The sequence below is a fragment of the Rhodococcus sp. NPDC006774 genome (assembly GCF_040636045.1).
Classification (GTDB): Bacteria; Actinomycetota; Actinomycetes; order Mycobacteriales; family Mycobacteriaceae; genus Rhodococcoides.
Genome location: NZ_JBEYIW010000003.1, coordinates 113,481 through 126,907 on the forward strand (window position 1 = coordinate 113,481; position 13,427 = coordinate 126,907).

The window sequence follows — 13,427 nt, forward strand, 5'->3', positions numbered from 1 at the left end:
CCGACAGGGCCCGATCTCGCGATGAGATCGGGCCCTGTCGGCTGTCGATGGGTGGGTCAGAAGCGGCCGCCACCACCGCCGAATCCGCCGCCACCGCCGCCGCCTCCGAAGCCCCCGCCGCCGCCGAATCCTCCGCCACCTCCGCCGCCGCGAAGCACACTGTTGATCAGGATGCCGCCGAGCACGGCTCCCGCGACGTTGCCGCCGCTACCGCCACCGCGCGGGCCGTGACGATTTTCCCAGTTCTGTACATCGGCCTGGGCGATCTGCGATGCGCGTGACGCCAATTGGCTGGCTGCGTGTGCATGTTTGAGGGCTTCGTCGGGGTTCTCGGCCTCGAGTTGGCGAGCCGCACCGAGGTGGCGTTCGGCCTCGGACAGGCGCGTTCTGGCGTCGGCACCCACCCCGCCGCGACGTGTCGAGATGTAGTCCGCGGCAGCGGTGATCTGCGCCTGAGCGGCCGCGATGTCGCGATCCAGACGGGCCCGCAGTTGGTCCTCGGCCGCCTTGTCCGCCGACGCCTCGTCGACGATCTTCTCGAGTTCGGCGTCGGCCGCCGCGAGCGCGGTGTAGCTGCCGAGAGGGTCCGAGGACTGCGCCGTCTCCGCGTTCTTCAGCGCCGTCTGCGCCGCAGTCATCGCCGACTGCAGTTCGGCTCCACCGTGTTCGGCCAAGCCGCGAGCCTGCTCGATGTCGCGGCGAACGTCCGCGATGGCGTCGGGCAGGGTGGCGATGGCATGCCTGATGTCGTCCCGGGCATGGTCGACACCGTCGAGCAGGGTCTTGGCCTGGTCGACGGCTCGTTCGGCCGTACGAATCGCGGTGACCGCAGGCCCCTGCTTTCCGGGTGGCAGTGCTGCCGCCTTACGGCCGGCCTCGATGTTGTCCTCGGCCAGGGCCATGCGGTCCTTGGCCATCGTGACGTTGTCCGCGATCGAGGACAGGGCGGAGGCGGCGAATTCCGAATGCAGCTCGGTGAGAACCGATTCGGATTGCGGGATTCTCACCGTCAAGCCGACGACGGCCTGGGTCAGTTCGTCGAGGTGGGCGTCGGCGTTCATCACGAGATCGCGGAACCCGTCGAATTCCTCCACCCGCGAATCGAGTTCGCGATCGGCCTGGCCACAGGAGGAGATGATCTCGACGAGCATCGCCCGTCGCTGATCGGGAGTTTCCGGAATGGCATCGTCGAGACGTTGGCGGATCTCGAAGGCGGACGCGAGAGCCTTCTTGGCGTTGTCGTGGGCGGCGATGAACGGTGCTGCCGCAGAATCTCCGAACTCTCCACGGGCGAGATTCAATTCCTCTTCGCTGGCGCGCACCGCGTTGTCGGTCTCGACCAGAATTTCCTTGGCACGGGTGTCGAGAACGTCGATGGGGAAGGCGGCCAGTGCGGCCGGGTCGCTCGGGTCGATCTTCGCCACGGCCTCGACCTCGGCGGCGACGCGGGCCTTCTTGCGCCGGGAGGAGTAGACGACGGCTCCGCCGCCGGCCACGGCCAGTACACCGACGCCGATCAGCAGTGGTGCCGACGAGCCACCACTGCCGCTCGAGGCATACGCGTCGCCGAGTGCACCGGCTGCCGCAATGGCCGCACCGGACCAATCTTCTTCGCGCAGTGCAGGTTCGACGTCGTCGACACGGATCGAATCTTGCTCGGAGGTGGTGATCTGAGACAGCCCGGTGTTCACACCGAGGTAGTACGAACGGTCCACGGTCGCCACGGCGAGCAGAACGTCGCGCTGACCGAGGTCACTTCTCGACGCAGTCTGCTCGGCCCAGTTCGCCGCCGACAGGTTGTCGAAGTCCGCGACATAGGTGACCCACAACCGGACCTGACTGTTGCCGTAGAGGTCGTCGATCGAGGTCTGGACCTCGGCGAGGGCATCCGGGTCGAGTGCCTGGACGTTGTCGGTGATCTGGGTGGCCAGCCGCGAGGGAGCCTCGGCGGATGCAACCCCTGGCGCGAGCAGGACCGCGGCGAACAGGGTCAGAGCACCCACGGCGGCGAGACGACGAAATCGATGGATTGCTGCTCGAACGACTGGGGCGCTGGTGTGCCGCCGGTGCTGGACTGCCATGCGCTGAAATCTACCGGCTGGACGGCGAGGAGATCGAGCAGGTCGATCCGGACGCATGACAGTTGTCACCCCGCAATCGTGACGCTCGAACGAGGTCGAAGCCGCCCGATCGCAGCAGAGTGATTCCCATGACCACAACGAAGGCAGTCGAACTGCGAAACGTCACCAAGACCTATGGCTCGGTCCGGGCGGTCGACGGGCTCAGCCTGTCCATCGAACCGGGCGAGGTCGTCGCATTTCTCGGACCCAACGGAGCGGGAAAGACGACCACCATCGACATGATGCTCGGCCTGGCAACACCCACCACCGGGTCGGTGTCGGTGTTCGGCGGAGCTCCCGCCGACGCGATCGCTCAGGGCCGCATCTCGGCCGTCATGCAGACCGGCGGTCTGCTGCGCGATCTGACCGTCCGCGAAACCGTCGAGCTGACGTCGGCACTGTTCGCCCGCACCCGGTCGGTGAAGGAGGTTCTCACTCGGGCAGGCATCGCCGACATCGGAGATCGTCGAGTGGCCAAATGCTCCGGCGGGCAGCAGCAGCGACTGCGGTTCGCGCTCGCACTGCTGCCCGATCCGGATCTGCTGGTGCTGGACGAGCCGACCACCGGAATGGACGTGGAAGGGCGTCGCGACTTCTGGAACGCCATTCGTCAGGACGCCAGCACCGGCCGAACGGTGCTGTTCGCAACCCACTACCTCGACGAGGCCGACGCCTACGCGGACCGCATCGTGCTGGTGCGGCACGGCAAGATCGTCGCCGACGGCAGCGCCGCCGAGGTGAAGAACCTGGCGGCAGGGCGCACCGTCACCGCCACGCTGCCCGGCGTCGACCAGTCGATGCTGCTCTCTCTGCCCGGAGTGGACCGAGTCGAGACGCGCGGCGATCGGGTGATCGTGCACGGTCGCGACTCCGATGCCGTGGCCCGATACCTACTCAACGACGCGCACGCGACCGATCTCGAAATCGTCTCGCGCAACCTCGAAGACGCATTCCTCGCCCTCACCACCGACTCACACAACGACCTCGCCGGGAGCATCCGATGACCACGACCACCACCCGCACCTCTGCCAGAGCCGTTGCCTGGGGCGGATTCTCGCCGACCTTTCTCGGACTCGAAATTCGCAGGCTCTTCCGAAACAAGCGAACTCTGATCTTCACGTTGGTGATGCCGCCGGTGTTCTTCGTCATCTTCGGTACGCAGTCCGACTACCGGACCGACTACCCGTTCGCGCATGGGAACGTCACCGCGTACATCGCCATCAGCATGGCGGTCTACGGCGCGATGCTCGCCACCACCAGCGGGGGAGCGATGGTGTCGGTCGAACGAGCTCAGGGGTGGAGCCGACAGTTGCGGTTGACCCCGCTCAAGCCCGTCGCCTACATCGTCACCAAGGTCCTCGTGGCCATGACCATGGGTGCAGCAGCCATCGTCGTGGTGTTCGTCGTCGCGAAGTTCTTCGGGGCCGACATGCCGATCTGGGTGTGGCTCGCATGCGGTGTGATCGCGTGGCTCGGGTCCGCAGTCTTCGCTGCATTCGGCTTGTTCATGGGGTACCTGCTGCCGTCGGAGAACGTCATGCAGATCCTCGGACCGGTGCTGGCGTTCCTGGCGTTGGCCGGCGGGCTGTTCGTTCCGCTCGGCGACAGCGGCTGGTTCCCGATGCTGGCCCAGTTCACCCCGCTCTACGGCCTGGCCACCATCACCCGGGCACCGTTCACCTCCGCTGACACCGGAACCTTGCTGATCGCCGTGATCAACCTGGTGGTGTGGGCGACGGCGTTCGTCGCCGGAGCTGCGTTGCTGTTCCGAAGAGACACCAAGCGTGCCTGAGACCGAAACCACTGATCATGTCGTCCACAGAGATACCGTGGGCGGCATGACCACGTTCACCGCCGACCTTCCCGAGGGCCGGATCTGGCGGTTCGGCTGGATGTTCGGAGCCATCTGGCTGGTGTACCTGATCTATCCGTTGAACGACATCCTTGCTCTGGACTACGTGCCGGCGAAGGTTGCCGGGGTCATGACGATCGTTGCCTTCGGTGCCGTGTTCACGTCCACTTTCTGGCGTTTTCGTAACGGACACCGCCGAGGAAAGCCACTGCCGGTCTCGCAGGCGTGGATCGCGCTCGGGGTCATGATCGCGCTGACCGTGTTCATGAGCGTGTCGATAGGAACCACCGCATTCGGCGCGACCGTCTACATCGCAGTACTGGCCATGATGACCCTGCCGGTCAGGCAAGCGTGGGCGTTGGTGTTGGTGATGGTCGCGCTCGTCGAGGCGGTGCCACGCTTCTTGTCGTCCTGGGAGCCCGACACCTTCTTCGCATTTCAGCTGCTGATCAGCGCGGCCGCGGCCTGGGGCATCACCCAGGTGTTCCAGCGCAATCACGAATTGGCCGTGGCCAGGCAACAATTGGCAGACCTGGCCATCGTGGCCGAACGCGAGCGCATGAGCCGGGACGTGCACGACATCCTCGGCCATTCCCTGACCGTCATAACCGTCAAGAGCGAACTGGCCGGCAGGTTGATCGAGATCGACCCCGCCCGAGCGGCCGTCGAGATCGCAGAGCTGGAAACCCTTGCTCGGCAAGCACTTGCCGATGTGCGCAGTACCGTCGGAGGTATGCGGCAGGTCGACATCGGATCCGAATTGGCAAGTGCGCAAACGGCATTGACTGCCGCGGGAATCGACGCCGATCTTCCCGTTGACGCCGACGTGGTGCCGCTGCGACACCGAGAACTGTTCGGTTGGGTGATCCGGGAAGCGGTGACCAACGTGGTTCGACACTCGAGCGCACGACACTGCCGGGTGACGCTGACGGCGTCGAGCATCTCCATCGTCGACGACGGAGTGGGACCGGCAGAGAAGGAGTCCGGCGGCAACGGTCTGCGCGGTCTCGGTGAACGCGTGGCTGCCGCGGGTGGTGTACTGACGATCGCCCGGGTGCCGACCGGCGGTTTCAGGGTGGAGGTACACGGTGAATAGGACGCAGGCGCAATGACCATCACACTGTTGCTGGCCGACGATCAGGCTCTGGTGCGGGGTGCACTTGCAGCTCTGCTGGGGCTCGAACACGATCTCGAGGTCGTCGCCGAGGTGGGACGCGGGGACGAGGTTGCCGCTGCCGTTCTCGAACACCGACCCGACGTCGTCCTGCTCGACGTGGAGATGCCGGGAAAGAACGGGATCGAGGTCACCGCCGAACTGGCGCTCGTCGCGCCGCAGTCGAGGGTGCTGATCGTCACCACGTTCGGTCGACCCGGCTACCTCCGACGCGCCATCGATGCGGGTGCGTCGGGCTTCGTGGTCAAGGACACCCCCGCCAAGCAGCTGGCCGACGCCGTTCGGCGCGTGCACATGGGGCTTCGCGTGGTCGATCCGACGCTGGCGACCGAAACCCTCACCGACGGCGTCTCTCCACTGACGGCCCGAGAGCAGGAGGTTCTCCGCGCGGCTGCCCGGGGCGGGACGGCAGGGTCCATCGCTGCTCAGGTCCACCTCTCGGAGGGAACGGTGCGCAATCACCTGTCGTCGGCGATAGGGAAGACCGGCACCAGCACCCGCGCCGAAGCGGTGCGAGTGGCGGAGGACCGAGGGTGGCTGTAGGTCCTGCGAGGCGCGCCGCTGCCACCGAAGATGCGTAGGCCTGGCAAACTCGAGGGGTGAATTCAACTCTCGACCGAGATTCGTACGGCGACCCGTACGACGATCGGTATGCCCCGGACCCCGGTCCCGAGCGCCTCGGCTTCTTCGGAACGCTCGGACGCTGGACCGGCCGGCTGGTCGCGGGAGTGATCCTGATGTCGTTGGTGCTGGTCGCCGGAACAGCGGTGCGGGTATGGCAGGTGGCGCGCATCGACGACTATTCCAAGGCGGACGCCATCGTGGTGCTCGGCGCGGCGCAGTACAGCGGTACACCCTCGACTGTGTTCGAGGCACGACTGGACCAGGCCGCGTCACTGTACGAACAGGGAATTGCCCCCGAGATCGTCACCGTCGGCGGAAAGCAGGAGGGCGATCTGTTCACCGAGGCCGCCTCGGGCCGCAACTATCTGATCGATCAGGGAGTTCCTGCCGACGCCATCACTGCCGTCGAGACCGGTTCGGACACCCTCGAGAGCATCGAGGCAGTGAGCAACACCCTGCGCGAACAAGGCAAGTCGTCGGTGGTGTTGGTCAGCGATCCATGGCATTCACTACGCACCCGAACCATGGCGCGCGACGCCGGACTCGACGCCTGGACCTCCCCGACACGCACCGGTCCCGCCGTCTACACCAGAGAATCCCAGGCGCACGGAATCGCCAGGGAGACAGGCGCTCTGCTGTGGTACCAGCTGACCCACTTCACCGCGGACTTCTCCTACACGGCAGGCCAGTAGATGACCGGCACATACTCGGCACACGACGTCGAACGATTCGTCCCCGAACCTCCGAAGACCGCAGGACTGCGAGCCGGGGCTGACAACGCCTCGCATCGAAGCGCCTTCGCGCGCGATCGAGCGCGCGTGTTGCACTGCGCCGCCCTGCGCCGGCTCGCCGACAAGACACAGGTCACCGGTCCTCGAGACGGAGACACCCCGCGCACGCGATTGACGCACTCGCTCGAAGTTGCCCAGATCGGCCGCAGCATCGCCGAGGGTCTGGGCAGCGATCCCGATCTGGTGGACCTCGCCGGGCTGGCGCACGACATCGGCCACCCGCCGTACGGACACAACGGTGAACGCGCCCTCGACGAAGTGGCCCAGAACTGCGGTGGCTTCGAGGGCAACGCGCAGAACCTGCGCATTCTCACCGGACTCGAGCCGAAGATCCTCGACGCCGACGGCCGCAGCGCAGGACTCAACCTGACCCGAGCCTCGCTCGACGCGGCCACCAAGTATCCGTGGATCAGGCCCGCGCCCGGCGCGAAATTCGGTGCCTACGACGACGACTCCGCCATTCTGGGCTGGGTGCGTGACGGTGCGCCGGACAAGCACAAGTGCCTCGAAGCGCAGAGCATGGACTGGTCCGACGACGTGGCGTACTCGGTGCACGACGTCGAGGACGGCGTCATCGACGCTCGAATCGACCTACGGGCTCTGTCCGATCCGATCGAGCGACGCGCTCTCGCCGAACTCGGCGTCTCGGAATTTCGCGGGCTCGATGTCGACGAACTGATCGAGGCCGCAGATCGACTGTCGAGAATGCCCGTCGTGGTCGCGGTCGGACGCTACGACGGCACCCTCGAAGCCTCCGTCGCGCTCAAACACATGACCAGTGAACTGGTCGGACGCTTCGCGACCGCCGCTATCGAGGGCACCCACGAGAAGTACGGCACTGCGCCGCTGAGCCGATACGACGCCGATCTGGTGGTGCCGTCGATCGTCGGCTCGGAGGTGGCGTTGCTCAAGACGATGGCGTTGCGGTACGTGATGTCCGATGCCGGACACAAGATCCGCCAGGAGCGCCAACGCGACCGTATCCACCGCGTCGCCGAGTGGTTGATGCGCTCGGCTCCGGGCGAACTGGACCCCATTCTGGTGCCCGCCTGGCAGCGGGCCGACAGCGACGCGGAACGGACTCGTGTGGTCGTCGACCAGATCGCGTCGTACACCGAAAGTCGACTCGAACTCATCGACAAGCGGTCACTCGGAGCTCAGGCCAGCTGGGGCTGACCGCGCCGCCGACCGAATGTGGGTAGGTCCGGATCGGGACTAGACTGCCCTTCGTGGCCGGCCGAATTCCTGAACGCGACATCGCCGCCATTCGCGAACGCACACGGATCGAAGACATAGTCGGCGACTACGTCTCTCTCAAGCGCGCGGGCGGCGACTCCATGAAGGGGTTGTGCCCCTTCCATGACGAGAAATCTCCGTCGTTCCACGTTCGCCCCAACCACGGTCACTATCACTGCTTCGGCTGCGGCGAGGGCGGTGACGCCTACTCCTTCCTGCAGAAGATCGAGCACATCTCGTTCGTCGAGGCCGTCGAGCAACTGGCCGATCGGTTGAACTACTCGATCTCCTACGAGGGCGGAGGGCCGTCGGTTCAACGCGACCGCGGCACCCGCGCGCGCCTGATCGCCGCGAACGCGGCAGCGCAGGAGTTCTACGCGGGCAGGCTCAGCGGGCCCGACGCCCAGGCTGCTCGCGACTACCTCACCGAACGCAACTTCGATGGGCACGCTGCCCTGGCCTACGGCTGTGGTTACGCACCCGACGGCTGGGACACCCTCACCAAGCATCTGCTGGGCAAGGGTTTCGAGGCCAAGGAGATCGTCGACGCCGGCCTGGCGACACCCGGTAAGCGCGGGACACCGATCGACCGTTTTCGGCGTCGGTTGGTGTGGCCCATTCGCAGTCAGAGCGGTGACGTCATCGGTTTCGGCGCACGCAAACTGTTCGACGACGACACGATGCCGGGTAAGTACATCAACACCCCGGAAACCATGCTGTACAAGAAGTCTCAGGTGTTGTTCGGTCTCGACCTGGCACGCAAGGAAATCGCGAAGTCCCATCAGGCCGTCATCGTCGAGGGCTACACCGACGTGATGGCGATGCACCTGGCTGGGGTCAAGACGGCAGTGGCGTCGTGCGGCACTGCGTTCGGCGAGGACCACCTGGCGATGCTGCGCCGATTGATGATGGACGACAGCTACTTTCGCGGCGAAGTGATCTACACCTTCGACGGAGACGATGCCGGGCAGGCCGCCGCGATGAAGGCGTTCGAGGGCGATCAGAAGATCGCCGGTCAGACGTTCGTCGCAGTGGCTCCGGACGGAATGGACCCGTGCGACCTACGTTTGAAGTCCGGCGACAACGCCGTTCGCGATCTTGTCGCCAGGCGTACCCCGATGTTCGCCTTCGTGGTCAAATCACTGCTGCGGGAACATGATCTGGACACGCCCGAGGGGCGCGTCGAGGCGTTGAAGCGAACCGTTCCGGTGGTCGCCCGCATCAAGGATGCGTCGCTGCGGGACGAGTACGCACGGCAGTTGGCCGGCTGGACCGGGTGGGACGACACCGCAATGGTGCTGGCCCGGGTTCGCGACGAGGCGAAGAAGGGTGCCCGGGGCGACACGAGCGGCAAACGCGTCCCGTTCGAGAAGCGTCAGGCTGCTCCCGTGGAGGCCCCCACGGGACCTCCACGTCCCAACCCAACCGATCCGTCTCTGTGGCCGCAGCGCGAAGCCCTCAAGGCGGTACTGCAGATGCCTGCGATGGCAGGCACGGTGTTCGATTCGCTCCCGCCCGAAAGCTTCCATCACCCGGCGTACTCGGCCGTGCGCGACGCAGTGGCCGCTGCCGGCGGCACCGCTGCAGGACTGGGCGGAGGGGAGTGGGTCGACGCCGTCGCCAAACAGGCCAAGGATGCCGTGGTCGTGTCGTTGGTCACCGAGTTGGCCGTCGACCCGATGCGCGTGGCCGACGACGCTCTCACCCGTTACATCTCGGGCGTACTCGCGCGACTCCAGGAAGTGTGGGTCGGCCAACAGGTGGCCGAACTCAAGTCGAAACTGCAGCGCATGTCACCGGTGGAGAAGCCCGACGACTACAACGCGTTGTTCGGCGACCTCATCGCCCTCGAGCAGTACCGCCGCAGTCTGCTCGAGCTCGCCGTCGGAAGTGTGGCCGAGGTCGGTTAGCGCCGCAGCTGATCGCGGGGAACGAAGACCTGGGTCTCGTCGTCGATCGGCTTCATCGGCTCCAGTCGGGGCTGAGTGTTCAGGGAATCGGACAGCTTCTGGCGGCCGACCTCGATCGCCTTCTTGGTGGCCGGGCTCGACGCGACGGCGCTCGCAGTCTTGCGAATCTGCTCGTACCGGCCACGTCCTGCCTTGGCACCGAGCACATACGCAGCTCCAGCCGCCAGTACCAAACGAATCATCAGTAGGTCCTTCCCTCGAGCGTGCGGCTGTTCTTCCATCTTGCCCGACGAACCTCGAGCAGGGCGATTTGGTACTCGGCAGGGGGTGTGCGCTATTGTTTCCAACGGCTCGCACGAGAGTGTGACGCCGCGAGGTAATCCCCCATAGCTCAATTGGCAGAGCATTCGACTGTTAATCGAAGGGTTCCTGGTTCGAGTCCAGGTGGGGGAGCGCAGTCCCCGTTCGGTTCGCCCGGGCGGGGATTTTTGCTGTCGGGAGTGTGCCGCACGAGCCCCCCGGCGTGGCCCGTGAACGTACCGGACATGTGGTACCGAGAGTTCGAGTTAGTTAACAGATCGTGACGCCAATTTCTGTATATCGAATGAATGAATCCCATCGACCGATGTCAGGTTTGTCGGTCGTCCGCGACATACTGAACGAGCGATCCCGGTGGCTCAACAGTGCTATAAAAAGCCGGGTCGGTCGGTTTTAAGGGGCTTCATGAGTTTGAGTTACGCAGCAACAGTTCCGCGGCACCTCGTGCATCGGAGGTCGCCGGGCGACGTTCTGTTGACCGATTACGAGACCGTCGACGGTACGCATCGGGCGGCGGTGCAGTTCCCCACGTCGCATCGCATGTTCGCGCCGGTCCGTCGAACCCACGACTCGTTGATGGTGGCCGAGGCTCTGCGCCAAGCGATCAGCCTCTTCTGTCACGTCAACCACGGCGTTCCACTCGATCATGTGGTGTTCATCGAGCACTCCCGCTTCGAGATCCTGGACCCGCTCTCGGTCGACGACATCGACGATTCGCTTGTCGCAGAGTCGATCACGACCGACGTGACGTTCGAGAACGAGTCGCTGGACAACATGAAGCTCTCCGCCCGGCTCCTGAACGGCACCCACCTCGTCGCGTCGGGGACGGCGTCGGTCCGGACCATCGGACCCGAGGTGTACTCGCAGTTTCGCAAGTCGACCGTTGCCGACCCCCACTTCCGTTTCCTGCCGGCCGGAACCGAGGTGGTCTCACCGTCCTCGGTCGGACGTCTCGATCCGTCCGACGTGGTGTTGGCACGGCACACATCCGACGGGACCATCGTTGTGGCGCCGGATCCGCGCAACCTGGCGATGTTCGACCATTCGGTCGAGTACCTGCCGGGCGTCACGATGCTCGAGGCGGGCCGTCAGGCTCTGCGCTTGGCGACCGGAACACCGACGCTGGATTTCACCTCCTGCGAGGTGAGGTTCATGGGATTCGCCGAGTGGACCAACCCGTGCTCGGTGATCGTCGACGCGGACTCCACCGACGGCATCTTCCGCATTCAGTTCGAGCACGACGGCGAGGTGCTGTCGGCGATGTCCGTCACGACGACGTCCGAACCGTGGTTGGCCCCTACCGATCGCTCCAGTCGATAAGGGCGTCTTCGGCCACTGTCGTCACCCGCGCGAGGCGTCGACGCGGCACCACCGAGGGCAGCAACATCTGCCACATCTCGGTCAGCCGTTGCTGTAGATCGGCGCGTCCGGTCAACATCTCCGATACCGTCTGCACGCCGGTGAACGACGCGACGATGTATCGACCGAGCGTGAGTGCGTCGATACCGTCGACGATGTCGCCCTCGGCCTGAGCACGTGCGGCCAGATCGCCCATCTTGCCGATCCAGTCCTCGAACGCGCGCGCATTGGGGCTGTCCACGATGGCCGACTCCAGCGTCAACCGCATACCCCCGCGGGCGATGGAGTCGGTCTGCAGTTGTCGTCCCAGCTCCTTGCTCACCAGGATCAGGGCGTCCAACGCTCTCGGCGTCTGCTCGATGATGAGGGCGCTCGCACTCGCCGCCATGGCCAGCTGCGCGTCGATCACTGCCTGCGCCAGATCTTCCTTGGACGAGAAATGGAAGTACATCGCGCCTTTGCTGACCCCGGCATGGGCGATGATGGTGCTCAAACTTGCTGTGCCATAACCGAACTTCTCGAAACTGGCGGCGGCCCCCTCGAGTACGGCCTGCCTGGTGGACGCTGCACGCTCCTGCATCGGTAGACAATAACTGTTGCCCGGGTTCGCGGCACGGCGGAGTGAAGGACGTTCGCGCTGCAAAATAGTCCTCGCCGGCTGCGTACGATCGGCGCGGTGACTACAGCGCGATTCAAGGATCTGTGTATCGATGCAACGAATCTCGAGGCAATGGTGACCTTCTGGTCCGCAACCGTCGGACTCGGTGTCGTTCGTACGGGCTCGCCCGACATCGTGAAGCTCAGCGGGGTCGAGCCCACACAGACAATCTGGGTCAATCGGGTACCGGAGTTCAAGGCAGTCAAGAATCGTGTCCATCTGGACGTGCACGTGACAACGACCGAACTGCCCGGTGCCAAACCAGTTTCCGCCCAGGGTGACTTCGGCTGGCGCGTGATGGCCGATCCCGACGGAGGGGAGTTCTGCGCCTTCGTCCGGCCGGAAGTCGGCCCCTACAGGATGTACGAACTGGTGGTCGACGCTCTCGACGCGAAGACTCTGGCCGGCTGGTGGGCACAGGTACTCGGCGGAACGATCGAGGGCAGCGAGGAAGGCTGGCACGCGATCGAGGGCGCTGCCGGAGTGCCGTTCGAGTCGATGGTCTTCGCCCAGGTTCCCGAAGCCAAGACCGGCAAGAACCGTGTCCACTGGGACATCGAGGTCGACTTCGTCGACGCGATCGCCGAATTGGAATCACTCGGCGCACGGGTGCTCCGGCGACCGGACTCGGACATCGAATGGACCGTCATGGCGGACCCGGAGGGCAACGAGTTCTGTGTGTTCGTGACTGAGTGAGTCACCTGTAGTCGTCCAGAGGGGTTCCCCATTGCATCGACCGTCCGCTCGCGTCGGTGCGGAACGGGCCCGGTTCGACGATTGTGACCCCGATACCGAGATGACGCACCTCCGCGGCGAGAGCCTCCGAAAAGCCTTCGAACGCGAATCGATGGCAGGCTGAGGCAATGGTCGATACGAGTGCGGGAATCCTGTTGTATCGCGTCGGTGTCGACGGCCCGGATGTCCTGATCGCTCACCCCGGCGGACCGTTCTGGGCGCGCAAGGACGAGGGAGCCTGGTCGATCGTCAAAGGGTTGATCACCGATGGCGAAGATCCCTGGACGGCGGCTCAGCGGGAATTTCGAGAGGAAGTCGGCAGCGATGTGCCGGCCGGAGAACCCGTCGAACTGGGCACCGTCACACAGCGCGGCGGAAAGATCGTCACCGCGTTCGGCGTCGAGGCCGATCTGGATGTCTCGAATGCGGTGAGCAACACATTCGAGATCGAGTGGCCCCCGAAATCCGGCCTCATGAAGTCGTTTCCCGAGGTCGACCGCGTCGAGTGGTTCCCACTGGCGCAGGCGAGAACGAAGTTGCTCGCCTCCCAGCACCCCTTTCTGGACGCACTTGAGGCCGTTGTGGCAGCGCCGTAGTTTCGGCGCGGGTTCCCGGGGTATCCACCGGCCGGAAATGACGAGGGTCGCGGA

Annotated in this window: 13 protein-coding genes, 1 tRNA gene and 1 pseudogene; 11 read left to right on the forward strand and 4 right to left on the reverse strand. The window is 65.1% G+C overall.

Features of this window, described 5'->3' with window-relative positions; genetic code table 11:
- Positions 1-56: 56 nt before the first annotated feature.
- Positions 57-2,081, reverse strand: coding sequence for a TPM domain-containing protein (locus ABZ677_RS05920; RefSeq protein WP_358367377.1), 2,025 nt, complete (start codon positions 2,079-2,081; stop codon positions 57-59).
- 128 nt (positions 2,082-2,209) lie between these two features.
- Here ABZ677_RS05920 and ABZ677_RS05925 point away from each other — a divergent pair, with 128 nt between their 5' ends.
- Genes ABZ677_RS05925 through dnaG form a run of 7 tightly spaced genes read left to right on the forward strand, consistent with a single transcriptional unit; the run spans position 2,210 to position 9,707 of the window.
- Complete coding sequence (locus ABZ677_RS05925) at positions 2,210-3,124, forward strand: ABC transporter ATP-binding protein (RefSeq protein WP_358367380.1); 915 nt, start codon at positions 2,210-2,212, stop codon at positions 3,122-3,124.
- The gene (locus ABZ677_RS05930) at positions 3,121-3,912 is read left to right on the forward strand and encodes an ABC transporter permease (RefSeq protein WP_358367383.1); all 792 of its coding nucleotides are present in this window, start codon (positions 3,121-3,123) and stop codon (positions 3,910-3,912) included. Before ABZ677_RS05925 ends, ABZ677_RS05930 begins: the two co-directional genes overlap by 4 nt.
- Before the next feature lie 46 nt (positions 3,913-3,958).
- A complete protein-coding gene (locus tag ABZ677_RS05935) occupies positions 3,959-5,068 on the forward strand; it encodes a sensor histidine kinase (RefSeq protein ID WP_358367385.1) in 1,110 nt (369 codons plus the stop codon).
- A 12-nt stretch (positions 5,069-5,080) separates the two neighbouring features.
- Entirely contained in the window at positions 5,081-5,689 is a 609-nt protein-coding gene (locus ABZ677_RS05940) for a response regulator transcription factor (RefSeq protein ID WP_037193024.1), read from the forward strand.
- A 56-nt stretch (positions 5,690-5,745) separates the two neighbouring features.
- Positions 5,746-6,462, forward strand: a complete 717-nt coding sequence (locus ABZ677_RS05945; RefSeq protein WP_037193022.1) for a YdcF family protein — start codon at positions 5,746-5,748, stop codon at positions 6,460-6,462.
- Positions 6,463-7,737, forward strand: coding sequence for a deoxyguanosinetriphosphate triphosphohydrolase (locus tag ABZ677_RS05950; protein ID WP_037193020.1), 1,275 nt, complete (start codon positions 6,463-6,465; stop codon positions 7,735-7,737).
- Between the two features lie 53 nt (positions 7,738-7,790).
- Complete coding sequence (gene dnaG / locus ABZ677_RS05955) at positions 7,791-9,707, forward strand: DNA primase (protein ID WP_317802984.1); 1,917 nt, start codon at positions 7,791-7,793, stop codon at positions 9,705-9,707.
- On the opposite strand, the gene ABZ677_RS05960 is transcribed toward dnaG, so the two are convergent.
- The gene (locus ABZ677_RS05960; RefSeq protein WP_032394749.1) at positions 9,704-9,949 is read right to left on the reverse strand and encodes a hypothetical protein; all 246 of its coding nucleotides are present in this window, start codon (positions 9,947-9,949) and stop codon (positions 9,704-9,706) included. The two genes, dnaG and ABZ677_RS05960, sit on opposite strands and share 4 nt — an antisense overlap.
- A gap of 138 nt (positions 9,950-10,087) precedes the next feature.
- Between ABZ677_RS05960 and ABZ677_RS05965 the strand changes: the two genes are divergently transcribed.
- Positions 10,088-10,160 (forward strand) — tRNA-Asn (locus ABZ677_RS05965).
- A 270-nt stretch (positions 10,161-10,430) separates the two neighbouring features.
- Positions 10,431-11,345 carry an AfsA-related hotdog domain-containing protein gene (locus ABZ677_RS05970; RefSeq protein ID WP_094635525.1) on the forward strand — a complete coding sequence of 305 codons (915 nt, stop codon included), beginning with the start codon at positions 10,431-10,433 and terminating at the stop codon, positions 11,343-11,345.
- Here ABZ677_RS05970 and ABZ677_RS05975 read toward each other — a convergent pair.
- Positions 11,323-11,964 carry a ScbR family autoregulator-binding transcription factor gene (locus ABZ677_RS05975; protein ID WP_358367391.1) on the reverse strand — a complete coding sequence of 214 codons (642 nt, stop codon included), beginning with the start codon at positions 11,962-11,964 and terminating at the stop codon, positions 11,323-11,325. The genes ABZ677_RS05970 and ABZ677_RS05975 overlap by 23 nt on opposite strands.
- 96 nt (positions 11,965-12,060) lie before the next feature.
- On the opposite strand from ABZ677_RS05975, the gene ABZ677_RS05980 reads away from it, so the two are divergent.
- Positions 12,061-12,738 carry a VOC family protein gene (locus tag ABZ677_RS05980; protein WP_358367394.1) on the forward strand — a complete coding sequence of 226 codons (678 nt, stop codon included), beginning with the start codon at positions 12,061-12,063 and terminating at the stop codon, positions 12,736-12,738.
- 7 nt (positions 12,739-12,745) lie between these two features.
- Here ABZ677_RS05980 and ABZ677_RS05985 read toward each other — a convergent pair.
- Positions 12,746-12,889: pseudogene (locus ABZ677_RS05985) on the reverse strand (short-chain dehydrogenase/reductase); the annotation flags it as partial.
- Between the two features lie 16 nt (positions 12,890-12,905).
- Here ABZ677_RS05985 and ABZ677_RS05990 point away from each other — a divergent pair.
- Positions 12,906-13,373, forward strand: a complete 468-nt coding sequence (locus ABZ677_RS05990) for an NUDIX domain-containing protein (RefSeq protein ID WP_037193010.1) — start codon at positions 12,906-12,908, stop codon at positions 13,371-13,373.
- Positions 13,374-13,427: the final 54 nt, after the last annotated feature.

Bases quoted from the DNA above. Each gene is read 5' to 3' on its own strand.
- ABZ677_RS05920 (WP_358367377.1), bottom strand. From the start codon at position 2,081: ATGGCAGTCCAGCACCGGCGGCACACCAGCGCCCCAGTCGTTCGAGCA.
- ABZ677_RS05925 (WP_358367380.1), top strand. From the start codon at position 2,210: ATGACCACAACGAAGGCAGTCGAACTGCGAAACGTCACCAAGACCTAT.
- ABZ677_RS05930 (WP_358367383.1), top strand. From the start codon at position 3,121: ATGACCACGACCACCACCCGCACCTCTGCCAGAGCCGTTGCCTGGGGC.
- ABZ677_RS05935 (WP_358367385.1), top strand. From the start codon at position 3,959: ATGACCACGTTCACCGCCGACCTTCCCGAGGGCCGGATCTGGCGGTTC.
- ABZ677_RS05940 (WP_037193024.1), top strand. From the start codon at position 5,081: ATGACCATCACACTGTTGCTGGCCGACGATCAGGCTCTGGTGCGGGGT.
- ABZ677_RS05950 (WP_037193020.1), top strand. From the start codon at position 6,463: ATGACCGGCACATACTCGGCACACGACGTCGAACGATTCGTCCCCGAA.
- ABZ677_RS05960 (WP_032394749.1), bottom strand. From the start codon at position 9,949: ATGATTCGTTTGGTACTGGCGGCTGGAGCTGCGTATGTGCTCGGTGCC.
- ABZ677_RS05970 (WP_094635525.1), top strand. From the start codon at position 10,431: ATGAGTTTGAGTTACGCAGCAACAGTTCCGCGGCACCTCGTGCATCGG.
- ABZ677_RS05975 (WP_358367391.1), bottom strand. From the start codon at position 11,964: ATGCAGGAGCGTGCAGCGTCCACCAGGCAGGCCGTACTCGAGGGGGCC.
- ABZ677_RS05990 (WP_037193010.1), top strand. From the start codon at position 12,906: ATGGTCGATACGAGTGCGGGAATCCTGTTGTATCGCGTCGGTGTCGAC.